15 protein-coding genes and 1 tRNA gene are annotated in these 24,808 nt (G+C 68.1%); 4 read left to right on the forward strand and 12 right to left on the reverse strand.

The window, feature by feature from the left end; all coding sequences use genetic code 11:
• Positions 1-14: 14 nt before the first annotated feature.
• Together NRK68_RS28800 and NRK68_RS28805 are read left to right on the forward strand one after the other, a co-directional pair.
• A complete protein-coding gene (locus NRK68_RS28800; RefSeq protein WP_257857160.1) occupies positions 15-377 on the forward strand; it encodes an MmcQ/YjbR family DNA-binding protein in 363 nt (120 codons plus the stop codon).
• Between the two features lie 104 nt (positions 378-481).
• A tRNA-Pro gene (locus NRK68_RS28805) sits at positions 482-558 on the forward strand.
• 28 nt (positions 559-586) lie between these two features.
• On the opposite strand, the gene NRK68_RS28810 is transcribed toward NRK68_RS28805, so the two are convergent.
• Together NRK68_RS28810 and NRK68_RS28815 are read right to left on the reverse strand one after the other, a co-directional pair.
• Entirely contained in the window at positions 587-1,987 is a 1,401-nt protein-coding gene (locus NRK68_RS28810; RefSeq protein ID WP_257857161.1) for a tyrosine-type recombinase/integrase, read from the reverse strand.
• Positions 1,988-2,248: 261 nt separating this feature from the next.
• Positions 2,249-4,996 carry a helix-turn-helix domain-containing protein gene (locus NRK68_RS28815; RefSeq protein ID WP_257857162.1) on the reverse strand — a complete coding sequence of 916 codons (2,748 nt, stop codon included), beginning with the start codon at positions 4,994-4,996 and terminating at the stop codon, positions 2,249-2,251.
• Between the two features lie 150 nt (positions 4,997-5,146).
• On the opposite strand from NRK68_RS28815, the gene NRK68_RS28820 reads away from it, so the two are divergent.
• On the forward strand, positions 5,147-5,356 hold the full coding sequence (locus tag NRK68_RS28820; protein WP_257857163.1) for a hypothetical protein: 210 nt from the start codon (positions 5,147-5,149) through the stop codon (positions 5,354-5,356).
• A 343-nt stretch (positions 5,357-5,699) separates the two neighbouring features.
• On the opposite strand, the gene NRK68_RS28825 is transcribed toward NRK68_RS28820, so the two are convergent.
• The 3 genes from NRK68_RS28825 to NRK68_RS28835 all read right to left on the reverse strand — a co-directional run bounded on the left by NRK68_RS28825 (position 5,700) and on the right by NRK68_RS28835 (position 10,106).
• Positions 5,700-7,745 carry an Hsp70 family protein gene (locus NRK68_RS28825; RefSeq protein ID WP_257857164.1) on the reverse strand — a complete coding sequence of 682 codons (2,046 nt, stop codon included), beginning with the start codon at positions 7,743-7,745 and terminating at the stop codon, positions 5,700-5,702.
• Complete coding sequence (locus NRK68_RS28830) at positions 7,742-8,299, reverse strand: hypothetical protein (RefSeq protein ID WP_257857165.1); 558 nt, start codon at positions 8,297-8,299, stop codon at positions 7,742-7,744. Before NRK68_RS28830 ends, NRK68_RS28825 begins: the two co-directional genes overlap by 4 nt.
• 244 nt (positions 8,300-8,543) lie before the next feature.
• On the reverse strand, positions 8,544-10,106 hold the full coding sequence (locus NRK68_RS28835) for a hypothetical protein (protein ID WP_257857166.1): 1,563 nt from the start codon (positions 10,104-10,106) through the stop codon (positions 8,544-8,546).
• A 405-nt stretch (positions 10,107-10,511) separates the two neighbouring features.
• On the opposite strand from NRK68_RS28835, the gene NRK68_RS28840 reads away from it, so the two are divergent.
• Positions 10,512-11,030 carry a hypothetical protein gene (locus NRK68_RS28840; RefSeq protein ID WP_257857167.1) on the forward strand — a complete coding sequence of 173 codons (519 nt, stop codon included), beginning with the start codon at positions 10,512-10,514 and terminating at the stop codon, positions 11,028-11,030.
• 538 nt (positions 11,031-11,568) lie between these two features.
• Here the strand turns inward: NRK68_RS28840 and NRK68_RS28845 are convergent.
• From NRK68_RS28845 to NRK68_RS28875, 7 genes are all read right to left on the reverse strand, one after another.
• A complete protein-coding gene (locus NRK68_RS28845) occupies positions 11,569-15,036 on the reverse strand; it encodes a hypothetical protein (RefSeq protein WP_257857168.1) in 3,468 nt (1,155 codons plus the stop codon).
• A 563-nt stretch (positions 15,037-15,599) separates the two neighbouring features.
• On the reverse strand, positions 15,600-17,642 hold the full coding sequence (locus tag NRK68_RS28850) for a serine/threonine protein kinase (RefSeq protein ID WP_257857169.1): 2,043 nt from the start codon (positions 17,640-17,642) through the stop codon (positions 15,600-15,602).
• 362 nt (positions 17,643-18,004) lie between these two features.
• The gene (locus tag NRK68_RS28855) at positions 18,005-18,796 is read right to left on the reverse strand and encodes a hypothetical protein (protein WP_257857170.1); all 792 of its coding nucleotides are present in this window, start codon (positions 18,794-18,796) and stop codon (positions 18,005-18,007) included.
• Positions 18,797-19,104: 308 nt separating this feature from the next.
• Positions 19,105-19,881: a hypothetical protein gene (locus NRK68_RS28860; RefSeq protein WP_257857171.1), complete on the reverse strand. Its 777-nt coding sequence runs from the start codon at positions 19,879-19,881 to the stop codon at positions 19,105-19,107.
• 375 nt (positions 19,882-20,256) lie between these two features.
• A complete protein-coding gene (locus tag NRK68_RS28865; protein ID WP_257857172.1) occupies positions 20,257-21,615 on the reverse strand; it encodes a carotenoid oxygenase family protein in 1,359 nt (452 codons plus the stop codon).
• A gap of 588 nt (positions 21,616-22,203) precedes the next feature.
• Positions 22,204-24,195 carry an ATP-binding protein gene (locus NRK68_RS28870; RefSeq protein ID WP_257857173.1) on the reverse strand — a complete coding sequence of 664 codons (1,992 nt, stop codon included), beginning with the start codon at positions 24,193-24,195 and terminating at the stop codon, positions 22,204-22,206.
• Between the two features lie 127 nt (positions 24,196-24,322).
• A complete protein-coding gene (locus tag NRK68_RS28875; RefSeq protein WP_257857174.1) occupies positions 24,323-24,715 on the reverse strand; it encodes a nuclear transport factor 2 family protein in 393 nt (130 codons plus the stop codon).
• Between the last annotated feature and the right edge of the window lie 93 nt (positions 24,716-24,808).

Genomic DNA, 24,808 nt, shown 5'->3' on the forward strand with positions numbered 1-24,808 from the left:
GAGGAGTCCCGGGGATGGCCACCACCGTGCGGGACGTCCGCCTGATCGCACTGTCCCTCCCGGACAGCACCGAGAAACCGGCCTGGGGCATGCCGACCTTCAGGGTGGGCGGGAAGATCTTCGCCGCGATCGCCGACGACGACACTTCGATCGGGGTGAAATGCCCCAAGGAGGACCGGGCCGAGCTGATCGCGGCCGAACCGGAGAAGTTCTTCCTGCGGGCCGGCCACGACGACAACTACGCGTGGATCCGGGTCCGCCTGGCCGCCGTGCGGGACGAGGCCGAGCTGCGCTCGATCCTCACGGACTCCTGGCGCCAGGCGGCCCCGAAACGCCTGGTCGCGGCCCATCCGGAGCTGACCGGCGGCGCCGGCTGACCTGATCGCGAACCGGTCGCGGAAAGGCGCGCGCGACCACCCGTGGAAATGCGGTATCGTTCTCATGCGCGTTCGGCCAGGGGAAACCCCAGGTCAGCGGGTATCGGGACGTGGCGCAGCTTGGTAGCGCACTTGACTGGGGGTCAAGGGGTCGCAGGTTCAAATCCTGTCGTCCCGACCATGCTTTCAGCAGGTCGGAGGCCGTTCTCTCATCCGTGAGAGGGCGGCCTTTTCCGTGCCCGCAATGCTGGTGGTCGCAGTGTGGTCGCACGCCCGCTTTGGGGCTGGTTCGCCATGGTATTGAACGCGGACGGGACGGGGGAGCGGAGCCGGTTGAGGGCTTCGCGGAGGTGCTGGATGTGGTCGCGTGGTGGTCGCAGCCGTTCCAGCCAGGCCCGTCGGTCGTTTCGTTTCTGGGCTCGGGCGAGGGTGTGGTCGATGGTGTCGACGGCTTCGCGGGCGGCTTGTTGGGTGAGGTGGCTGTAGATGTTGGCGGTGGTCGACAGGGTGGAGTGCCGCAGGGTCTTGGATACGACGGTGAGTGGGACGCCGGCGGTGATGGTGATGGTGGCGGCGAGGTGTCGCAGGTCGTGAACGGTCACCCGCGGTACACCGGCTTCTTGGGACAGCTGCCGGAGCCGGTCGAGGACGGTGTGGGGCCGTAGGGGTCGGCCGTCGGGTCCGCAGAAGACGAGTCCGGTGAATGGATCGCTTGGGTCGCTGTGGGGGCGAGCCCTTGACCGGGCCCGGTGTTGGAGTGCGGTGGCGACGCGGGGTGAGATGGCGACCCAGCTCTTGCTGGTACGGGTCTTCGGGCTGGTGATGACGAGGTGGTTGTTGTCGATCGCCGAGAGCGTGCACCGCACGTAGAGGACGCGCTCTCTTAGATGGACGTCGTCCCAGTGCAGACCGAGCGCTTCGCCTTTGCGCATGCCGGTGCCGATGAGGAACTCGAACAGGTCGGCCATGTCCGGGTCGGTGTGGTGGCAGTGCTGGAGGAAGCGGACGGCCTCGTCGGCGGTCCAGATCCGCCGCTCCGGCGAAGGCGGCCGGTGCAGAGCTGGGGGACTGGCAGGGTTGTGGGCGAGACGGTGCTGGCGGACGGCGTCGCCGAGCGCGCTGGAGAGGGTGGCAAGACACCGGTAGAGGGTGATCTTGCCGCGTCCGGCGGCGAGCTCGCCAGTGACGAACGCTGCGATGTGCCGGTGCCCGAGCTCGTCCAGCTTCAGGGTCCCGAATGTTGGGGCAAGATCGTTGTGGACGTAGTCCCGGTATCGCGCCATGGTGGTTGGCTTGAGCACGAGCGCCTTGGCGGCGAGCCAGGCGGTCAGGTAGTCGTCGACGGTCTGGTTCGGGTCGGCGTTGAAGCCGCCGGCCTCACCCTCCAGGAACTTCCGCAGCGCGACCTCGGCCGCATCATGGCTGACGAAGCCGCCCCTGCGGACGGTCGTCCGGTGGTGGCGCGGGGCGGGGACGTCGACGGCGAAGGTCCACGTCCCGTGGTGACCATCAGTGAGCAGGTGCGGGCAGTGCGTTCCGAGCTGGTGACGCAGTGTGTCCCGGCAGCCGCATCTGCGGTAGATGCGGCCGCGGTCGGCGGTGGTACGCATGGGAATCGCCTCCAAGAGGCGCAGGGAGGGCCGACACCTCCAGTCTCGTGCGACCACATGCGACCATCGCGACCGTGACACCTGCCGTGACCAGCGGCGTTCCCTTGGCCGGGCGCCAAGGGCAGCGCTTTGACACCTCGGCTCCGCAGACGCCCAGCAGATTCTTCGTCTGCTGGCGGTACACGGACTGAGGACGGTTCCGACTAGGTGGCGCACCCGCAGGCCGAGTGGGCCGGGTAGTGGTCATCGGGTCTGGTCCCGCTACTGGGTGGGGCCCTCATTCAGACTCAGGTCGTCCCACGTCCAGCGCCCGGCAGGGCTGCCGTCGAGATCGCAGCCCCACGCGCTGTCGGCTGGGCCGAGGGGCGTCTCGTCGTTGTCCTGAACCGGGACACGACTGAGCAGCATCCCGGCGGCTTCGTCCTGACCGACCTCTTGCAGGTACTCCACCAGCCATGCGACGCCGTCCGGGTCGGTGGCATCGGCATCGGCTGCGGCACGTTGCGCAAGCAGGCCTACCGCCTGGCCCTGGTCCATCTCCTTGAGGACGACCAGCAGCCGCCCGACGCCTTCGTGATCGTGAACATCGGTGTGACGAGAGACATCGCGGTCGAGCAGAGTGGCCAATTCGGCTTCCATGCCGAGTTGATGCAGGAACTCGAGCAGCTCCGCGATGGACCCCGGGTGGGAGATGTCGGTCTCGCTTGCCGCGCGGGCGGCCACTGCCATGACGTCCGTCGACTGTTCGTACTCCATCAGAAGGCTGAGCAGCGCGGGCACGCTGTCCGGGTCGGTGAGGTCTGCGTGGCCCGCGAGGTCCCGGTCGACGAGAGTGCGAACAGCCTGAGTCTGTTCGAGTTCCTCCAGGGTTTCGATGAGCCGGACGACTGCCTCGGGGTCACTGAGGTCGACATGCGTCTCGGGGGCGCGGCGCAGCAGGCCGGTCACTGAGTCCCGCAGGTCCAGATCTTTGAATGCGTCAAGCAGATTCGTCACGTCATTGGCGTCACGGATGTCGATTTCCGCTATGGCGCGCGCAGCCAGCACAGTGGCGTCAGCGGGACTGTGAGCGGTCAGCTCGGCCAACAGCGCCGGTGAGAATGCAGCCTCCGTCGCATCGGCTTCGCGGGAAGCGCGAACCGCCAGCACTCGGTATGCGCGGTCGTATCCCAGGTCGCGCAGCGCCTCCAACAGATCGACGATGGATCCGGGGTCAGTTGCGTCTGCACCGCCCGCTGCCCGTGCGGCGAGCTCGGCTGCCGCCGCGTGGAGATCGGCCGCGGAAAGGCTCTCGAGGAGGTAGGCGATCGACTCCGCGTCATCGCAGTCGACATGGGTCTCAGGATGCCTTTGCATCAGTACGTCGATCGCCGCGGACCGCTGCGTCTGGTGGAGGACGTCCAACAGGTTGCGTACACCATCCGGGTCGTGCAGGACGGCGTGGCCAGCGACCCACAGACTGCCGTGTTGATGGGGATCGTTGGCTTCGTCCAGAAGTTCGGCCAGGACGTAGCCGCTGGTGGGGTGGCCGGCCAGGACCGCCTTGCGCCAGAGGAGGGCTGCCTGTCGCAAGTAGCCGTGGTTCGCCGCCGATGTCCCGAGCTCGACGAGGTCGTCCGCGTCCGTGGTGTGCTGCACCAGGGCGCGCCATAGCGAGGGGGCCCCTGGCCGGTCGGCGCGCTGGTGACCGACATGCTGGACGAGATAGTCGGCCGGTTCGTAGACGGCTTGGTCGCCGGAGCGCGAGAGTGGTGTGTGCATCGCGGTCAGAGTGTGGCGGATGTCGGTACGCCGGCCGTCGCCTCGTTCACCTGTGCTCAAGGCCTTCAAGACATCCTCGGCCCAGGTCTCACCGCTCGGGCGCCGACGCGGGTGCAGTGCGCCGTCCGCAGCGTCTGCGAGCAGTTCCCCCGGAAGCGGGCTCCGGTGTCCGAGGCGCCTGGCGTCGAGGGCTGCTCCGAGTATGGCGTGCTCCACGTGGTTGAAGTGGCTTCCCGGTCCGCTTCGATACGCAGCGAGAAGCGCGGGACCTCCGCTGAGGTGCTGTACGACGCTGCCGTCGGCGGCTCCTGCCCTGAGGGCATCGATGAGGCGCCGGTCACCGTGCTCCTCCTCGGCATGTGCCGTGGTGCGCCATTGTCGGAGTTCGGCATCAGAAAGGTGATCGGGCACCATGATGCGGCGGGTTGCGGAACAGTCGAGCAGTCCCCGGACCTGCCCGTGGGGATCTCCCGCACGACCGGGGCGTGTGAGTTCCTCCCAGTACGGGTCGGTCCACAAGGTACCCACGGCCACGAGACGTGAGGTCGTGACCAGAAGCCGACGTAGCTCCGCGGCTGTCTGCTCGGCATCGTGACCGTAGAAGAAGCGCTGCGACTCATTGAGCCACAGCACCGTGTCGGGTTCGAAGCGGCCTTCCAGCAGGATGGAGAGTAGGTCACCCGACGTGGAGGGCCGTAAGAGCCTCCGATGTGGCGCGACCTCGCCCAGGGCCTCGTACAGGGCGCGGGTTTTCCCGGTGGCCGAGTCTCCTGTCAGCATCACCAGCACCGATACCCCGCCCTGCAGCGCCGACTTGAGATATGAGCGCAGCTCGGCATCGTGAGCTCTGCTCAGGTAGGTGGGAAGGAAGGGATAGCCACCAGGATCGGGGGCAGCCAGCACCGCCGGGTGCACTTCGAGGGCCTGCGGGTCGATGTCTGCAATGAGCTGGTCACCGATGGCGGTCCGCGGCCGCACCACATGCTGCTGTGAACGGGGTGCCGACGGCTGGGCTTCCTTCCACAGCTCGTGCAGCGCATCGATCACGCTGGGAGCAGCCTTCATCGCCTTTGCAAGCGCGGCAACCGTCACCCATGACGGGCAGGACGCGCCGTCGTTCAGGGCCTGACTGACCGTTGTGCGCCCGAGCCGCGAGCGTACGTGAAGGTCGGACATCGTCAGCCCGGCTCGCCCGCGCAGATCTCTGAGCTGCTCCCGCAACGCTGCCAGCTTCGCATCGGCTGTCACGCCGCTCTCCACGTGTGGTCCTCCACCGGGCTCTGTCGGCGCGAGGGCGCCGTTCGCTGCCGTTCATTCTCGTTCAGCCGAACCACGATGAACACGGATATCGCCAGAGTCTGTTGTGCAGGCAGATCCGCACTGACGAAGGAGTTCCCGATGTCCCCTGCGTTCCTAGCCACCTTGACCATCGTGGCGGTAACCGTATCCATGGTTCTCGCTGTGCTGGCAGGCGCGGTGGCGGCCCTCCTCGCTCGCTCGGACGGGGCGACGACAGCCGCTGCCCTCACCCGTGCGGGCGTTGCGTTCGGAGGCACTCTCACCTTGCTCGCGGTGCTCGTCACCATGGCCCGTGCGCTGATGGTCTGAGCTCCGTGCCATGCGGCGCTCTCCCGAGGTGGCGGCGATGACGCCCGCCGCCACCTGTCAGGCCCTAAGCGGCCGCATCTGCTGCTGCGGCTTGCTGCCGAGGTGGCCGAGCAGGAGGGACTTCAGTTCATCTCCACCTTCGACTCGGACAAGCTCCAGCGGGCGCAATTCGCTGTCTACATCGCCGACCCGACCAGGGTTCTGCACAGCGTGCAGAACCAGCAGCGCATCGCGCGGCGCCGGGCCACCTTGACGGCCGCTCCGCTTCTGCAACGGCCTGGAGCGCGCTCGCTGCTCGGTGGTGGTAGCCACCCGGCGGTGCCCCGCCAGCCCCGCCAGACGGTCAGGGGAACAGCCAGAGCCTGTCCACCCAGGCGATCTGGATGAAGCGCCCCTTCTCTGCGAGCCAGGGATAGGGGGTGCGGAACCGCGTTAGGTTCTCCATCGATACCACCGGTGCGTTGAGTTGCCCCGCGACGTTGAGTACCGCATGCGAGGACGTCGAGGAAACGGCGATTACGTTCCCTTGGGCGATGGCCTGATCCAGTAGGTCCCGTTCGTGGTGCTCGACCGCCTCGGACACATCCGTGCCGATGACCGTGACAATGCGCCGGTCAGGGAAGCGCTGTCCGATCGCTGCGAGTGCGGAGGTGAGCAGCCTATAGCTTGGCGGTCGCCGTGATGCCGGGGTGCGCCCTGCCGTCATGACTCCTCTGCCGTCGACGACGAGAGCCGCAGTAGCCGGCCTGGGTTCTTCCACCTGTGGTTCGGCGTCCGCCTGGGACCCACCGGCCTTCCTCGCGTTGCTGTCGGGAGCCGGCTCTGTGATCCGTCGGAGCAGCCGTTCCAACTCACGGTCGAGGCCCTGCTCGATGGGCGTTCCGTCGGGTCCGAAGCAGTCGAGTTCCTCGTTGAGGATCTCGCGGCCCCCGTGCCGAAGAACGGCTCGGACCTTGAGGATTCCATCGCGGTCGTACCGGTAGTCGACGTCGAAGAGATTGGTTGAGGGATCGGCCGCGGGCTGGGGTACGGGCAGTTCGAGCCGTGCGAGCGGGAACGTGCGCTCGTCATCGGCGGCACGGGCGCTGTCGCCCTCGACGATTTCAAGGACGACTCTTGATGCACCGCGAACGGCGGGCATTGCACTGCGGCTGCCGCGTGCGGGCAGGGTGGAGTAGCGCGGGATCAACGTGGCGAATCCGCGACGGCCGCCAGCCTGGAAGGCGAGCCCCAGATCATGGCTGGCGGCCACCGAGATGGTGGTCCCCGGGACCAGGCCGTCGATCTCGGCTGCTGTGATCGCGGCTCCGCGGGCGACTGCCGTCATGGGGTTGCATAGACGCGCGTCGACGACATCCCGGACCAGTGCCGCCTCGACCTCGCGCCGGACCATCGGGATCTGCGAAGTTCCACCGATCATCAGCACGGCGTCGAGCGCGCCGGGGGAGAGCCCCACGTCGTTGAGGCACTCCTCCAGCGGCACCAGAGCTCGCCGTACAAGAGGTTCGACGGCCTGCTCGAACTCCTCGCGGTGGATGACCACGGCGCGGCCGCCGCCGGGCGGCTCGAAGAGGACCTCCGTGGTGCCTGGCTGGGACAGTGCGATCTTGGTGAGCTCTACATGACGGCGCCAGCGAAGGGCTTCGGCGCGCGTGAGGTGCTCAGGCCTCGTACCGAGCTTGGGCAGCACGAGCTTCACCAGCGCCTCGTCGAATTCGAGTCCGCCGAGGGCCGTGATCCCTCGTGAGGCGATCTCGTCGAAAATGCCGTCGTAGTGCTCGAGAACCGTGATGTCGATGGTGCCGCCGCCCCAGTCGAAGACGAGGAAGCATCCTTCGCCGGGGTAGTCGTGGGCGTAGCTGATGGCCGCCGCGGTGGGCTCGTTGATGAGAGCCTTCACCTTGATGCCGGCCAGGCGGGCTGCGGCCCGGGTTCGGTAGCGGGCCGCGCCGGTCGCATTGGCGGGGACAGTGACGACGGCCTCGTCCATCTCCCGAAGATTACGGCGGACCCCGGCCCGCATCTGGTCGAACAGGGAAGCCGCTACCGTCGTACTCCGATAGGGCTCGTCGCCCAGCCAGACGTTGTGTTCTTCCGGCACGGAGAGGCGTGCGCTCTCGTCTTCTTCGGAGGAGGCCCTCGGCCTGGAAGCGAGCATGCGCTTGACCGCGTCCTGTGGTGTTGCCGTACTGCACTTCGCGGCCCATCCGAAGCACAGTGTTCGCGGCACGTCGCGAATGGAGACCACTGAGGGGAACAGCTCGTCGAACCCAGGGCGGTTCCACTCGGCGGGCAGGCCCCCGCTGTCCACCCGGATCACCTCAGTGCCGTGCCCCGTCCAGCGTGCGACGACCGAGTTGCTGGTGCCGAAGTCGATCCCGAACGTCATCCTCTGCCCTTCGACTCGCCAGTGCCGTCTGCCGGCAGCCGCCGTACTGCGCCGCGCTGGACGACGCGGCCAGTCACCGTCTCGACGTACGCCGGTGACAGAACCTCGTAGCTGGCGGCGTGGTTGTGCTCCTCCGAGTCCACGACGTCGAACGGCGTCAGGTTGGTTGGCGTCGTCAGGCGAGTGAGTCCCGCCCGCTTCATCTCGGCGTCGACGCGCAGGCGCACAGCTGCGATGTCGTCGGTGCCCCATACGGTGCGATCGATGAGCGCGAGTTGCGCGAGCTGTTGGTCGCGGACGCGAGTGGCGTCGAGCACAGCGGTCCGCAGTGTGTCGTCCACCGCTGCCTGGACAGCTTGACGCACCAGTGTGCCCACCTTGTCGGCGGTGGACATGGCCACGCGGATGGCGTCGTCGAGCTCTTCGGTGAGCTTGCGGGACAGCTCCTGTGATGCTTTCAGTCCGGCCTTGGAGGCTGCCTTGTCCACCTGAGAGGCCAACTTCACGGTCAGCTTCTCGAAGAGCGCGCCGGGGTCGGCGAGTGTGTCGCCCACCACGGGAGTGAGTCCGTCGTGTTCCTCCGCAACGTCACGGTCCCGGTTCCTGAAGGTCTGTTGCGTGGCCGTGTCCGTCCTGGCGTCGGATGCGGCTCGTCGGCCCGGCGACTGGGGCTGTTGCCCGTGCGCCTTCGGCTGGTCCCGGGCGACACCGGGCCTGGGACGGGAGCGCACTCCCTGGAATTCGGGGATGGGGTTGAGGGGTTGCTTGTTGTTTCTGCTGCCCATCAGTGGTCTTTCCTCATGTTTTGCTGCGGCTGATGATGTCCCGAGCTGCTTCGGATGCGGTCCAGTTCCGTTCTTCGGATGTGCTTGGGTCCGTGCGGCGTTCCATGGGGCGCATCCGCGGTTGGAGTACGGGTGAGTGGACGCGCGGGATCCACAGGAATTGTTCGTCCAGGGGAAGCTCGTACAGAATCTCAGCCTCCCTGCCCATTCGCCCGGCCATCTCGCGTCGCTGGACTCGGTCCTTGGCGTTGTTGATGTACTCCAACTGCTCGGCGGGGACTTGACCGCGCAGATTTCGCCAGCCGTGGCGCCACTCGGACGAACCGTGCTCGACGGAGAGGGCCAGATACGGGTTGAGGACGTCGTGAGGTCTCGACTTCTGACGCAGAGCCTGCAGCAGATCGCTGAGCAGGATCATGCGTCGGCGAGCCTGAGGGTCCACGCCTCCGCGACGCCGAGTACCGCGTATGAGTACCTCTTCCAGGAGCCCGACAGCCCGGTCCAGTCTGTCCCGGTCTCCCGGACGAGCAGTCAGGAAGTAGACATACGCCAACACCGCGCGTGCTTCCCGGTCCGCTTTGCCGGCTCCTGCTCCCTCTTTCTCGTTGCGTAGAGCGATCGCCTGCTCCACCACGCTGCGCAGGACGTCCGGTGCAATGTCGGGTTCAGCTGCCATGGCCCAATGAGCCTCGTCGAGTAGCCGGTACAGGCGCCGCGTGCCGGCCCAGTAGTGGAACTTGGACGAGCCGGACACCAGGCGATCATGCGGGAGACAGTCCTCCAGTAGGAAGAACAGTCCCGGTTCATGTCCCAGCTCTGGTCCCACGGCAGCTCCGCGGCGTACGGCCTGAAGCGAGCGGACCAGCCGGGACAGATCTGGTGGGAATTGCGTGTCGCCGAGCGGCCCGACCTTGTCGAGCGCATTGACGTCACCGGTGAGCAGTGCCGCACGCAGACTCCACTCGTCGTGCCGCCCATCGATGGGAAGGACCTCGGCCCCCTCCACCACGGCGCGCCGTCGCTGCTCACTCGTCCATGCGAGGGCGTTGATGTCGGAGGCGTCGAGTGCGCCCGGCGACACGCGGGCCGTTACATAGCGGGAGCGGTCGTCGCGGTCCGGCCAGCTGGCCAGGTCGGCCCGTGCGTCGAGCTTCCCGGAGTCGATGAGGTCGTCTACAACGGCCAGTGGCAGCGTATGCACGACGCGGCGCCACGCCCCTTTGGAGAGGACGGCACGGGTACCCGCCTCGTGAGCCTCCAGGAGCAGCTGCCATGAGTCCGGCTTGGAGGGATCCACCGGGGGAGCGGGAAGGCGGCCGGTGAGAATGGCTTCCGCCCGCAGCGATTCGTCGTCGCTGAACACAGGCATCCCCGCCGTCGTGAGATCGGCAAGATGGGCGAGGGCACCGAGGGCCGGGAAGGCGGCGGAGATTCTTTCCCGTACGGCGTTGGCGACGTACTCCATCGGATCGCGCAGGCCGCCGGCTTGCATGAGTACGTCGTGGAACATGTCCGCAACCCCGGCCTCTCCGCCGACACGATCCAGGATCGTGACGAGGCGCGCGGGCAGCACCAACGGTGCAGGCGGGGCATCCGGTGTAGCACCTGTCACGCCGAGATCGCTGGGATTGACTACTCTGCGACGAGCTCGAAGAGCAGGTACCTCGCCTCTCTCCCGGGCGAGCCGTCGCTGTCGGCGCTTCTCCCGCTCAATCTGGCGAAGCTCCTCGGTACTGGCCTCGTCAACAGATTCCAACGACATCTGATGTGTCCCCTCGGCGAATACGACCTGTAACCAGCCCCACGTCACAGGTGTTTCGATTCGGATCGTATGCCAGGTTGGAGGGCCCCGACATAGCCATTCCAAAAGGTGATCACCGAAGGGATTTGGGGCTGGCTGCCCATGTCGGTGGGAGGCCGATCGCGTACAGCCTCTGGGGGCTACGGCAGACTTGTCGTACCCCGCTCTTATGCTCGCCCGATGACGTCTTACGAAGGCACCCACCCCACCGTTCGCGTCCGGGTGGGCGATCGGCACGCAGAGATCGACGAGCAGCTCGCATCCACGATCCAGGCGATGTGGGAGTGCGGGTTCGACACCTTCACCTGCTGCCAGGACGTGGGCGAGAGCAACGCGGACTGGCCGGAGAAGCTGCCGCACATGGCGGAGTGGGTGGAGTCCAGGCGCGGCTGGATGCTCATCGACTTTCTGGTCGACAGTGGCCTCGCCTTCCTCTCGGCCGTGGCGAACGCCGGCCCGCGGGACGCGTTCTACGTGCGGATGACGCACTGGGCGGCTCCGGACGCGTGGGACGTGACGGTCAAACCGATGGACGTGGCGATGTTCCAGGAGGAGCTGCCATCGCAGTTCCGCCTACAGCTGCTCCAGGTGAGCTTCCCGGCGTACGACCTGCCGGAACTGACCCGCCGCCTCCGCGAGCACGCCGCAGGCCGCTCGGTGCCGCCCGCCCCCGCCGACTGGAGCACCGTCGGCCGGTAGGCCGACGCGGGGGTGCCTTGTCGAGGGCCGCCCCGCCGGTCCCGTACCCGGAAACCGTATCCGTGGGCTGCCGCAACGCGATTGGTCCATGCAGCCTCGCTTCGCCGAGTCCCTGATGACCGAACAGAGCTGGGCGGATGGGGGCCACACGGTGTGCGCGATGGCACTGGGGGATCACGGGGGCGCAGGTTCAAATCCTGTCGTCCCGACCAACGTTTACGCAGGTCGGAGGCCGTTCCCTCATCCATGGGAGGACGGCCTCCTTCGTGCCCGGAATGCTGGTGGTCGCAGTGTGGTCGCACGCCCGCTTCGGGGTTGCTCCGTGGTGGGGTAGAAGCCGGTCGGGGTGGGGGAGCGAAGCTGGTTGAGGGCTTCGTGGAGGCGCTGGATGTAGTCGCGTGGCGGTCGCAGCCGTTCCAGCCGGGCCCGTCAGTCGTTTCGCTTCTGGGCCCGGGTGAGGGTGTGGTTGGAGGGCGGTGGCGACACGGGGTGAGATGGCGACCCAGTTCTTGCTGGTAGGGGTTTTCGGACTGGTGCGTCACATCCTGGTGTCGGCTGCTGTTGGTGTCCACAGCAGTACGGCGTGGTCGGCGCCGCTGCTGGTTAGTAGGGTGCGTCCGGAACTGTCAGGCACCGCACAGAGGGCATGCACCCAGTCGGTGTGGCCGATGAGGAGCTCACCAACCGGGTCTCCGGAGCTCGGATCCCACAAACACACGGCCAGGGAGATGGCGCTGGCCAGCAGCGTGCGTCCAGTGCCGTCGGGCACTGCGCACAACGCACGCACCGCCAGGCTGTAGCCTGTCAAGAGCTCACAAACCCGGTTCCCCGTGCTCGGATCCCACAGCCACACTTCACCTTCGCTGGCCGTTGCCAGCAGTGTGCGTCCAGCATCATCGCGAATCGCACAAATTGCATTTACCGCTCTGGCGTGGCCTGTGAGCGGCATACCGACCAGGCGGCTAGTTGCCACATCCCACAGACGCACTGTCTTGTCATCACTGGCGGTAGCCAGGAGGGTGCGTCCACTGGAGTCGGGTACCGAGCACATCGCGCTCACCCCCCATGTGTGGCCAGTAGCAAGCTCAGCCACGAGGTGCCCGGTGGCTGGATCCCACAGGCGCACTGCGTGATCCCGGCCCCCGCTGACCAGCAGCGTGCGGCCAGTACCATCGGGCACCGCGCACAGCGCGAACACTGCGCCGGAACTAGCCGGGAGGGGTTCTCCCACCTCGTTACCTGTGGCCGGATCCCACAAACGCACGGTTCCGTCTCGGCTGCCGCTGGCAAGGAGAGTCCCCCCGCTGCCGTCGGGCACTTCGCACACGGCGGATACCGCGTCGGTATGGCCCGCGAGGGGCTCTCCGACCAGACAGCCCATGGTTGGGTCCCACAATCGGACCGTCCCGTCTCCGCTCGCGGTGGCCAACAGGGTGCGTCCAGCGCGATCGGTCACAGCACACGCCGCGTACACGGAGTCGCTGTGACCGTGGGGTTCGCCTGTTGGGGCTGCGGCGTTGACATCCCACAACCGCACAGTGCGGTCGCCGACGCTGGCCAGGAGGGTACGTCCGTTGCCGTCAAGAACCGCACAGAGTCCTTGCACTGAGTTGGTGTGACCCGTGAAGGGCTCTCCGATCGGATCCCCGGTCGCAGGGTCCCACAATTGCACGGAGGTGTCTCTGCCGCCAGTGACCAGGAGCGCGCGCCCACTTCCGTCGCGTACCGAGCACAACGCGAACACCATGTCGCGAGAGGTCGGAGGCGTACCCACGAGCGCTCCGGTTGCTGGATCCCATAGGCGTACGGTCTGATCCCGGCCGGCGCTGGCCAGCAGCGTGCGCCCAGCACCATCGGGAACCGCGCACAACTGGCTCACCCCCCAGGTGTGGCCCGTCACGAACGCACTAAGGAGGTCTCCGGTTGCTGGATCCCATAGGCGTACGGTCTGATCCGGGCCGGCGCTGGCCAGCAGGGTGCGCCCAGCACCATCGGGAACCGCGCACAAGGCGAACACCGAGTCGGTGTGACCGCTCAGGGGCTCTCCAACTTGCGCTCCGGTTGCTGGATCCCATAGGCGTACGGTCTGATCCGGGCCGGCGCTGGCCAGCAGGGTGCGCCCAGCACCATCGGGAACCGCGCACAACGCAGAAACCGAGTGGTGACATGCGATGGGTTCCCCGACAGGCGCTCCAGTGGTGGGGTCCCACAGGCACACTGTCTCATCCCCTGCAACCGCCAGGAGATTGCGCCCAGTAGCGTCGGGCACCACGCACACCGCGATCAACCCGTACGTATGTCCGTCCAGGGTCCGGTGGCTGGTGCCGACCCAGATCGCGGCGTGTAGGCGCCATGACCAGTCCTGGCCGATCGCCGCGGCGGTTGCCAGCGTGTGGCAGCGGACCTTGTGTGCCCATACGTGCAGCCACCACAGACGCCGGTCGTCACTCGACTCCTGAGCCCAGTTCCTGAACGCGAGTTCGTAGGCGGCGATGCCCGCCAGTGCCTGTGGGGATGCCACGGTGGGCCTTTGGCGAAGCAGGGCTGACGGGTCGGTAATGAGCAGGAAGCCTGGGTCAGTGATCAACTCGTCCAGTACGCCGGCAGAAGCGGCATGCCAGGCCAGCGAGGTCCGGCAGTACGGGCCTGCCGAAGCCCAGTCACGGTTCCCAACGGACCCGGCTGGGACCAGGCCACTCGTAATGCGTACGTGAGACGCGATAAGCGCCTCGTGCAGGGCTTCACGCATTCCAGCGTCGCGCTCGTCGAGATGAGGCGGAGCCTCAAGAAGGTCTCGGAAGCTCTGATGGCGAATCGCGTACAGTCGACCCTGCGCGGTGTCGCGAGTCACGCTAAGGAACGGCCGTAGCAGGTTGTCCAACCAGGGGCGCAGCCCTTCCCTATCGTTCACCCCGGCAAGTTCCGCCAGCTCGGCTCGCGTGACCGGTCGCTGAATTGCGGCTAGCGTGGCCAGGACCGCCTGTCCGACGCCGGCCCAGTCGCACGCGCCTTCCTGCCAATCCTGGATCTGCTCCAGGTAGTAGGCTGCGACGTCGTCGGGCAGATTGTCCAGGTCGCCTGGTTTCCGTCTACGGCTGATGATGTCGTCGAGCACATACCGCAGATAGATCCATACTCCGGCACACCGCTGAACGAGCGCGTCGACAAACAAGTCCGTCGGAACCTTGTTCTCGGCCAGGACGTCGACAAGCTGCTCTTGAGCCCGAGGCCCCCTAGCCGCGTCGGAGATGTAGCTGCGCATGTCAGCGAGGTTATCCGGGCCATCAACAAGGATCTCGTGCCACGCGACCCGGCCGCGCAGCGCGGAGAGGGGCACTCCGAACCGGCTTGTGGCCACGATGTACACCCCCTTCGGAAGGTGCTCAGGCCGGGGCAGTCCCAGGGGAACACCTGTGTCCTGACCAGGGGCTGGAGGGTCAGCCTCGTCCAGGCCGTCGACCACAATCACCAAAGGGACATCGGGCTGCTGCTCGTCGCGCTTCGCCGCTGCCATGCGCAGCACCTTGCCCAGCCAGTCGGGACGGTCGGCGCCTTGCGGGAACATGTCGCCTGGGCACAGCTCTGCGGCCAGACCCCACCACCCGATCAGTTGGGCCGCGATGCTGCGCCGCGCCTGTACGGGGGACCGAGCGCCCTCTATCCGGGTGAAGTGATACGCGCACGGCCGGGTCCATACCAGACGAGCGGCCAGGCTGCTCTTCCCGACGCCGGCCTCGGCCTGAACCACGATGTATCCGCGGTCCTGCGTAGCGATTGCCTGATCGATCTGCGTGATCAACCAGTTGCGTCCCGTGAAGTGAGCAAGGTCGAGCGCCTCCGCCAATGGAGACACGTCGAAGACCGAGTCCGCCAGCCGGTCGAACGATCCGTTGACGATCGTGATGGTGACCGGCCCCTTGATGTCACGACCGACCTGCACGGACCCGGCTTCTGACGGGCTGCCATGCTCTCCTCCGGACGGCACGCCCGAGACGGTCGTCGACACCGACCCCTTGATGTCACGACCTGCCTTGACCGCCCCCGGCCCCATGGCCCACGCCCGGTTCACTCGGCGGGCCCCGACAACTCACCGGGCGCGAACCGCGTCCGAGACGTGACATCGCCTTCGATGTCACGGCCCGCTTCTACCGCACCGGCTCCTGACGGGCTGCCATGCTCTCCTCCGGACGGCACGCCCGAGACGGTCGTCGACACCGACCCCTTGATGTCACGACCTGCCTTGACCGCCCCCGGCCCCAACACCGTCGATGGCCCCGATGAATGCCATGCCAACCAGCCAGAGACCGCGGCCGAACTGAGCACAGCCAACCCGGCAGCCACCCACCATGGCCAGCCCCCATGCAGCTCATTGATCACAGCAGCTGTAATTCCTGCCAGCACTGCGGTCGCAGCTGCACCCCAGCAAGCAATAGCACGCCCACTCATCAGGCCGCCTCTCACGTTGCATCTCCAACGCGCACCTTGGACTTGCACGATAGCCCGTCGGCAACACCCTGCGAACCCCGTGCAGTTGGCAATGGGCAGCGCGGGGATGCTGCATCGACAGGCTCACGGCGTGCAGGTACCTGAGCCGATGAACCGGCGTCCGTTCGTGTACGCGTCGTAGACGGCGACGGTCCAGCGGGTGTAGTTCCAGCTCTTGTTGCTGTTGAACTCTGCCCTGAGTTTGCGGCAGACGGCCTCTTCCACGGCGCCTTTGAGGTTGGATTGAGCAGCGCGGTTGGCGAAACGGTTGTTGGGGTCGTCGGTCCATACGTACGCGGCGTTTTCGACGGGGTCGAAGCCCAGGTTGATGCCGTCGCCTGTGCTGAGGGGGGCTTCGTTTGTCTCTGGGGTGTTGGCGTTCCAGGCGGCGGTGATGGCTTTGACCGTGGCGTCGGCGACGCGGATCTCTACCTTGTCGCTGCTGGGGAGTTCCGCGGTCGCCATGCCGGATTCGTCGCCGTGCCATTGGCCGGCGATCTCGGTGAAGCAGCCGTTGGTGGCCTCTCCGTAGCCGAGGGCGGCTGCCTCGGTGTCAGCGTCGGATGTCTTCCAGTGGATGGAGAAGCGGCCGTAGGGCCAGGTGGTGGGGCTGTCCTTGAGTCGGTGGGCGAGGGCCGTGCAGGCGGCCATGTGCCCGACCCGGCGGAATACGTCCTGGTAGTTCTCGGGAAGTTGGGGGACTGGTCCGCCGGTCACGATCACCGTCTGAGCGCGTTGGTTGAACGTGATCGTCGGCTTCATGAAGTCCATGTCCTTGGTGGCCAGCATGGATGTCATGTGGTCGCGGATCGCCTGCTCAGCGGCCTGTTCCTGGGGAGAGCTGGCGCGCGTGCTGGTCCGCCATGCGTCGGGGTGCGGCTGGGACTCGTCACCGGCTCGGGTGTAGGCGGGGTGGGGCACTCCTGCCAGTGGATCCATGGGGACCTTGATGGTTCGTGGATCGACCGGAGGCGCGGTCCCGATTACTCTCGGGGTGGAGGAAGCCGTGGCTGCGGCAGGTCCGCTGGAGGGAGCCGCAGAGCTGACCGTAGCTTTTGAATTGGCGTCCGGGTCAACCTGGCCCTTGGAGTCGAAGGCGACGATGCCGCCCGCGACGGCAGCGCCGGCGGCCGCCGCGGCGGCGAGGACGATGAGCGTGCGCTTGCGGGCCGACGCGGCAGGGGCCTGCCAGGCGGGGTCCTCCGCGCCGGGCACGTGCCACTCGGTGGCCACGAAGTCGCGGACCGTGGTCGGTTCCAGCCCTGAGTCGACGATAAGTACCTGGGTTGCCTGAGTGGAGAGGAGGTGGGCACACTCCTCCGCTGCCGAGTGGGAGTTGATCCGCTCGCCGGGGTTTTTCGTGAGTGCTTTCTCCACGGTTCCGCGCAGTCCCTCGGGGAGGCCGTCGAGGTCTGGTTCGGCGGACATGATGCGGTAGGCGACCACGTCGGGGGATCCTGTGCCGAACGGCAGGCGGCCGGTGGCGGCGTATGCGACGAGAGCTCCCCAGGCGAACACGTCGCCTTCGGGGCCAGCGGTGCCGGTGCGGTAGTGCTCGGGGCTGATCCATCCAGGGGTGCCGGTCATCACGCCGGTTCGGGTGACGGACGTGCCGTCAGCGGCGTGAGCGATGCCGAAGTCCAGTACGCGGGGCCCCACGGGGTTGAGGATGACGTTCTGCGGTTTGACGTCCCGGTGGACGACACCGGCGGCGTGGATGGCCGCGAGGGCCTGGGCGGTGCCAGTGGCGAAGGCGTAGAGGGTACCGCCGGTGAGCGGACCGTGGGCGGTCAGGTGCTGGTTGAGGGTCGGGCCTGGGATGTAGGTCGTGGCCAGCCACGGGGTCTCGGCGTCAGGGTCGGCCGAGAGCAGGGGTACGAGGCACGGTCCTTGGACGCGGGCGGAGAGCTGGACCTCACGGCGAAAGCGGGCGCGGAACTCGGGGTCCTCGGCCTGCGCGGCGTTGACGACCTTGACGGCGACCCGCAGTCCAATCGGATCGAGGCCCGCGTGAACCGTACCCATGCCGCCCGAGCCAAGGCGGCCGATGATCCGGTAAGGGCCGACCCGCTTAGGGTCACCAGAACGAGCAGGCTGCACCCGCCCGCCAGCGCGAGCACTGCTCACAGGACGTCCGTTCCTCTTCTGCGATGGAGCGCGATGAGGCTGGACGCACCCATCAGAAGAGTCCCCCAAGCCTGGAAACTGGATGGTCTCTGCAGACCGCCGCAACGAGGGGTGGCAGCTCGAGGATTGGTCGAGGCGGCTACGGCTCACCGACCGTCTGACGGTGGAGCGCGGCCAGGTCGGTGGGGACCAGTTGAGGACCACGCAGGGTATGCCCGGCGTTGTGCGTGGTGACGTGGCGTTCTCGCCGTTCACCTACGCCGACGACGTGCAGACCTATGGCCCCGCGGAGGCCGTCCCAGCTTCGAAGGCGTGGAAGGTGGCCAGGGGGCCGTGCGTGGCCAAGGTCGACGGAACCCTGGTCAAGCTGCCCGTCGCCCTCCGGGCTGATCTTTGGCCCACCACAGGAACGCGGCGGCGTGCTGTCGGTTGGCGAAGCCCTCGCCGGCGAGGTCGAGAAGGAGGTCGTTGCTCCACAGGATGAGCCGGCCGCGGGTCCAGTTCACCGACTCGGGGGACGGCAGCTCCAGGCCGTAGACCATCCTCGCGATCTCGCGTTTGCCGCCGGCCTCGGTCGTGTATTTCAGGATCGTCAGGAAGCGGTCGGGGTACGTCACGCAGAGGACCCTCGTGAGGAGGGCTTCCTTGAAGCCGGTCATGGCGAACGGCTTGGTGCCGGACAGCAGGTGCTCAAGCCGGTCTTCGAGCGGCACGTCGGAAGGTCCGTGCAGGAGGTATTCGATCGTCTGGCGGGTCGCCTCCCCAGCCGCGGCGTCGCCCATGTCGTTCCACGCGGAGTTGAAAGTGGCCTGATTGCCGGGGCGGGCTCCGACCTCGGAGTTGGCGAAGTCCTTCAGGGCTCTGGGGTCGCAGGTCCACAGCCCGTCGGGGGAGAAGATCTGCTGGTACTTCGCCCAGTAGGCCGCCACGTCAGGGTCGAGGTCCGGTTTGACGGCGAGGTACTGCTCCTTCAGCCGGGTCACGCGCTCCAACTGCTCGCGATCGACATCCTCGGCGTTCGGGAAACGGGCCTTGAGGTCTTGGAAGGAGCGGAGCGGCTCCCTATGCGGGACGGTGGGCTCCCTGTGCTCCCATTCATAACCGCACCCGTGCTTCACGAGCCGACGTCCGCCGTCGAACGTGCGGACCACCACGATGTCCTCATCGTCGCTGCACAGTGGACACATGGCCAACGCCATGGCGACCCCCGCTTTGTCGGTGCTTGTGCCCCACTTTGAGCCAATGCACTCTCCGGCCAAGAGCCGCATTCTCGCATCCAGGCAGGGCAGGTGGGGTGCGATCTCCAGCACACGGGCGGATCTCGACTTTACTGGCCTGGACGGCAACTCCGCGCCGCAACGCCTGGTGTCCGGTTCGTACAACGAGGTGGCAACGCACGGCGCGTGGGCTTCGGAGGACACCTTGGTGGTGAAGCCGAAACCGACGCGGTACCCGGCACCGATCAGTCGGTCAGCCGGCACACCCTGTTGTCATCCGTCACCTCGTAGACGCCGATGCGCAGGAGCTGTCGGACGTGGGCCGGGACGCGTGCGGCGGCCTTGAGGGAGGAGGACGGCACGACGAGGGCGTAGCGCGTGTGCGGGTCCTGGCTCGTCATGCGGCGCAGCAGTTGGCCATAGGCGATGTCGGCGTCGATGCCTTTCTCGCTGGTGCGGCCCTTGGCCTCGCAGATCAGCCGTTCCCAGCCGCGTAGGGCTTCCAGGTCGGTCCACCGGTCCGTGGGATCGACGGGTGTCCAGCCTTCGGCCAGCAGCCAGGTGCGGAAGGCGTCGGTAACCCGGTCCTCGTCACTGGCGCGGGCGAGGATCTTCTTCAGTGCCGCCAGGTCGGCCGCTTCGTTGCGGCGCAGTCGTCCGCGGCCGTCCGCATCCAGGTCGGCGGGGCGGATGAGGACCAGGCGCAGCCCGTGCGCGGGGATCTGCTCATCGCGCCGGGCGTCGTACAGGGCGCGCTGCTCGCCGCGGTGGACGCCGCTGACGGTGAGGCGGTTCGGCTTGTCAAAGTGGGGCATCGGCTGGTCGTGCTGCAGTTCGCGGTACTCGACCACCAGCTGATGGCCCGGCCAGTAGGCGTCGACCGGCGGTTGGACTCGTTGGCCGCCTGATCCGGGATCCCCGAGCAGCCAGTCGAACCTGTGCTGTGTCAGGGCGTTCTCCCCGAGGATCCGCTCGCACAACCCAACGACGTACGCCTCATCGCTGCCATCTCTCGTTGCCATGACCGAGCATCCTGCCACCACCCATGGACCAGCAGCACCGGGCTGGCGAAACCCAGAGCCTCGCCGTGCAGAAGACCGGCAACGACAAGCACCCGGGCGCCGTCCGTGACGGGGGGCGGGCCCGAGGGCCGAGTGGCGCTCCTTGGGGACCAGTTGGGGACCAGCGCCCACGTTGGTGGGCGCACGGCCGGTACGTATGTGCACGCTGTGCGCCCCCAGATTGAGGCATATGTTGCGAAATTTCCTCCGACCCATCGATCTGGGGGTCAAGGGGTCGCAGGTTCAAATCCTGTCGTCCCGACTCGAGAGAGTCGCAGGTCAGGGGCCGTTTCAGAGAAATCTGGAACGGCCCCTGACGCGTGTGCGGGCCGGGTGTCAGGCCGTGGCGGGGGAGTCGGGGATCCAGGAGCCGTGGAGGCCCGCCGCGACGCGGTGCGGGAGATGCACGGTGGCGATCCTGCCGAGGCCGGTGGCGTCGAGGACGAGAAGCTGCGAGGCGTCCTGCTTGAGGTCGGAGACGACGGTGAGGAGGTAGCCGTCGTCCTCGTTGGTGGCGCCGGCGGCGGGGACGAACACGGCCTCGCCGGGCAGGCGGGCGTCGCCGACCTGGTGCATGCGGCGGGCACCGGTGGTGCGGTCGTACTTCACGAGGCCGTAGCCGCCGAGGCCGTTCTCGTCGGGGAAGGCGATGGCGTACTGGTAGCGGTTCTCGGCGCCGAGGTACTCCTCGTTGAGGGTGGGGAACTCGACCGGCAGGTCGTCGATGATGTGCTCGTCGACGGTGCCGGCGGTCTGGTCGATGGTCCAGCGGCGGGTGTAGGAGCGGGCGACCGGTTCGGTGCCGCGGCCGGGGGCGCCGGTCCACCAGTTCCAGGAGAGCCGGAAGCCCTCGCGGTCGACGGTGGGGCCTTCGAGGACGATGCGGCCCTGGCCGTCCTCGTAGGCGTTGGAGACGTGGAGCATGTTGCCGGGCTCGATGGAGTACCAGCGGATGTGGTGGTGTCCGTCGGTGCCGCGGGGCATGACGCCGATGCGGGAGGGCTGGTGGTCGCTCCAGCCGTAGGGGATGCCGGAGTGTTCGGTGGGGTCGAAGGTGACGTTGCCCTCGATGAAGACGATGTGGCGGCGGGTGAGGGCGAAGTCGTGCTTGAGGGCGGCGGTGGCCGTGGGGACCTCGGCGGTGTGGACGAGGGCGCCGGTGGCGTCGGCGACGTGGTAGGTCAGATACGGGGGGAAGGGGGACGAGGCGAAGAAGTGGAGTTCGCCGGTGACCGGGTCCTCCTTGGGGTGGGCGGTCATGGCGGTACGGAGTTTGCCGTCGAAGTCGTAGGCGCCGACGGTGCGGAGTTCGCCGTCGAGTTCGAAGGGGAGGTTGGCTTCGCACAGGGCGAGAAGCCGGCCGGCGTGTTCGATGACGTGGGTGCCGGCGGCGCTGGCGGTGAGGTCGGGGCCCTTGTCGGTCATGTAGGGGGCGCCGTCGAGGGCGGGGGTGTGGACCCAGCGGTTGCGGTACCACTCGGCGCGGCCGTCGCGCAGGCGGATGCCGTGCACCATGCCGCTGCCCTTGAACCAGTGGGTGGGGGTGATGCCGGGCTTCGGGTTGTGGCCGTTGCGCAGCAGGCGGCCGGACAGCTCCGGCGGGAGAGTGCCCTCGACGGTCAGGCCGGTGGCCGTGACCTCCTCCACGACAGGAGTGAAATGGCCGGTCAGGTAGGGCGGGTTGGCAGTGGTCATGACGACATCTCTTTCGATGGATGTGCGGGGCGGTGGTTGGCTTCGAGGCGAATCAGCGGTGAGGATCCGGCGCCGGGTCGCGGCCGGGCGGATGCGGGGCCGGGCGCAGGGGGCCGGTCCGGAGGGGCCGCCGGCCGACGGCGGCCCGGGCGGAGCCCAGCGGCCGGACGTCCGGCAGGCTGTTGCCGGCTGCGCCGCCCGGCCGGACTCCGCCCGTACCTCCCGGGCCGGAGACCGGCCGCGCTTCCGGCCTGCGGGCCGGGGCGGCCGCCCGGGCTTGCCGGCCGCGTCCTGTGTTCATGGCGCACAGACTCACGCCGACCGGTGTCCACTCTCCAGGCCCGCCCGGGACGGGGTGTGTCCACTGCTGTCCGCACCTGTCCATCGGGGCCTGACCAGGGGCTGTGTCCGAAGGAGAGCCGGCCTAAGGGCTGTCCCGTAATCCCCGGTGGATCAGCGCGCGGCGTCAGATGCGGTGCATCGCAAGGCGGAGGGGCGTCCTCATACTGGGCGTATTCGGGCGTTCCGACAACGCAGCGAGGTGCCGTAGCTGTCGTCGTGCGCCCGCCGGGGATTACGGGACAGCCCTTAGCGCGGGCCCTGCAGTTCCTGCTGCCACAGGGCCTCGCAGAGCAGGTCCAGGCCCTGGCGCAGGTGGCGGCGGTAGGTGCCGTACGGGAGGCCCAGGCGGCGGGCCGCGCCCTCCTGGGTCGGCACGCCGGAGAAGTACCCCGCCGTCAGGGCCTCGCGGGCACGCACCCCGCGCGGGTCACCGGCGAGGTCGTCCACGGCCCGGCGCAGCAGGGCCCGCAACTCCTCGACCGGCTCGCCGAGATCGGCCGCCAGCCGGGTACGCATCAGGACGCAGGCGGCGAAGGCGCTCGGGTCGCGCCAGTGCGCCAGCGCCTCGCGCACGGCCTGGTCGAAGGCGGTGCGCGAGACGGCCGACGGCGCGGCCGGGACCGGTGCGTCGGGGGCCGATATGAAGTGGAAGAGCCATCTCTCCACCGGGACCTCGCGCCAGTCGACGCCGAACAGCCCGTACGTGTGCTCGCCCACCCGGGGCCGCGCCCCGGTGTCGCACAGGGTGCCCCTGACGCGCTCGGCCCACGTCTCGGCGTCCTGGAAGACGGCGAAGCCGAAGGCGCGGCCGCGGGCCCGGGCCGCCTCCGCCTGGGCCCGGGAGCTGCTCAGGTCGATGACCCGCGAGGGCACCTGGTAGCGCTCGGGGTAGACCGAGAAGCGGCTGATCCCGATGTGCTCGCCGGGGCGCACCGGGGCGGTGGCATCGGTGTACCGCCACGCCGCGGCGACCACGGGGTCGGTGGCGAGGTCCTCGGGGTCGGGCGGGGACGGCAGGACGAGGCGGGCCGTGAAGGCGGCGATCCGGCCCGTGCCCACGAGACGGTAGACGCTGAAGGCCTGGGGCTGGCGCCGAGCCCAGTAGCGGACCAGCTCCGCCGAGGCCGGCCCCTCGGTCTCCTCGGCCATCCGCAGCACGACGTCCAGGTCCTCCGGGTGCAGAGGACGGTCGTGCATCTCGTCCTCGCGGGACCAGGTGCGCAGCCGGGACAGGGTCTCGCCCTCCCGGAAGAGGTAGAAGAGCTCGTCGGTCACGGTCCACACCCGTTCCTCGGGTGCCTCGCGCAGGAGGCGCAGGTATTCGTCCGCCAGCCGTCGGCGGATCGCCTCGAACGCGTTGGGGGCACGCCAGCGCAGGTCGGCGGCCAGGGTTTCCCGGGCGGCGTCGTGCGGGTGCAGTCCCCGGTGCGTGGACTCCATGAACGGCAGGTCCCGCAGCCAGGAGAACAGCAGATGGGCGTCCTCTCCGGGCAGTACGCCGGCCAGCAGTTCCTCGGACGTCGAATGGGCCTGCGCCGCGACCTCCAGGGCGCGGCGGTGGGAGGCCGTGGGGACCTCGCCGATCAGCCCCGCCAGCAGGGTGCGCAGGACATCGGCCGACGGGGCCCAGATCTCCTCCCGGGCGCAGCCCGCCGATCCCGCCGCGGCGGCGAGGGACAGCGCCAGCGGGTTGCCGCCGGCGAAGCGGAGCACCCGGTCGCGCAGTTCGGGCCGGATCTCCGCCGCGACCAGCAGGCTCAGGGCCTGTTCCGCGGAGAACGGCTCCAGTTCGGTCACGTGCAGGAGGCGGGACCAGGCCGGGTCGGCGGTCCACTGTGGCTGCGGAGCGCGCCGTCCGGCCAGCACGACGAGGGTGTCGTCCGCGGCACGGGGCAGGAAGTGGTGCCACAGCCAGCTCTCCAGCCACTGGCAGTGGTCGAAGGAGTCCACGAACAGGACCGTGCCCGGCACGTCGAGGAACGGCCCTGCGGCGTGCTCGAAATCTGCCGGATCCCGGCTGACGAACCGGCCGTCGAGTTCGACGAGCAGCCGGCCCGCCGTACGGGCGTGGTCGGCCAGCCGCCGCAGCAGCGTGGACTTCCCGATGCCGCCCGGCCCGCACACGTAGAACGCGAAGGGCGCCCGGACGTCTCCGTCCAACGCCCTTGCGAAGAGCTCGAGTTCCTCGTCACGGCCGATGAAGGCCCGCACTCGGGCCCTGCTGAGTCTTTCTCCCACGGACACCATGTTGTTTTCGTCCTCCTTGCTCCGGCACCGGCGCTCTCCGCGTCGTCGGCGGCGTGGAGAGCGCTCTCATGAGTGGTCGGTGTTCTCCGTCAAAGCCCTGACCAGGCCCCTGTGCACGTCACTTGAGGCTGCCGAGGTTCCTGTCGTCGGGGTGGCCGGTGACCAGGAGGGTGGTCTCCTCGACGGACTGGAAACGGCCGTCGGGGGCCATCCGGGCGAAGAGGTAGACCTCGGTGCGGGAGGTGCGTCCGTTGTGCTGGGTGAGGGTGACGGTGTGGCGGTCGGCGTAGCGCGGCCCGTCGCGCAGTTCGTCGTGGACCTCGATGGTTCCGCTGCGGACCAGGGTGCGCAGACGCGTCATGTGCTGGACGAAGGAGGCCCGGTCGCTCCACACGCCGTCGGTGCGCTGCCGGTAGTCGGGGGCGAAATGCCGGTCCACGGCTTCCGTGAGGTCGAGACCGGGGGTGAACAGCAGGTCGTTGAGGGCTCTGGTGATGTCGGTCGATGTCATGGTCGTCTTCGCCTATGGGGGTGGGGGGTGGTCCGTAACCGGCCTGCGGGGCCGGGGGGAGTACGGGGCGTGGCCGGTTCCGGCCGCTGCCGT

The sequence above is a fragment of the Streptomyces yangpuensis genome (genome assembly GCF_024666385.1).
In the GTDB taxonomy this organism is placed as follows: domain Bacteria; phylum Actinomycetota; class Actinomycetes; order Streptomycetales; family Streptomycetaceae; genus Streptomyces; species Streptomyces yangpuensis.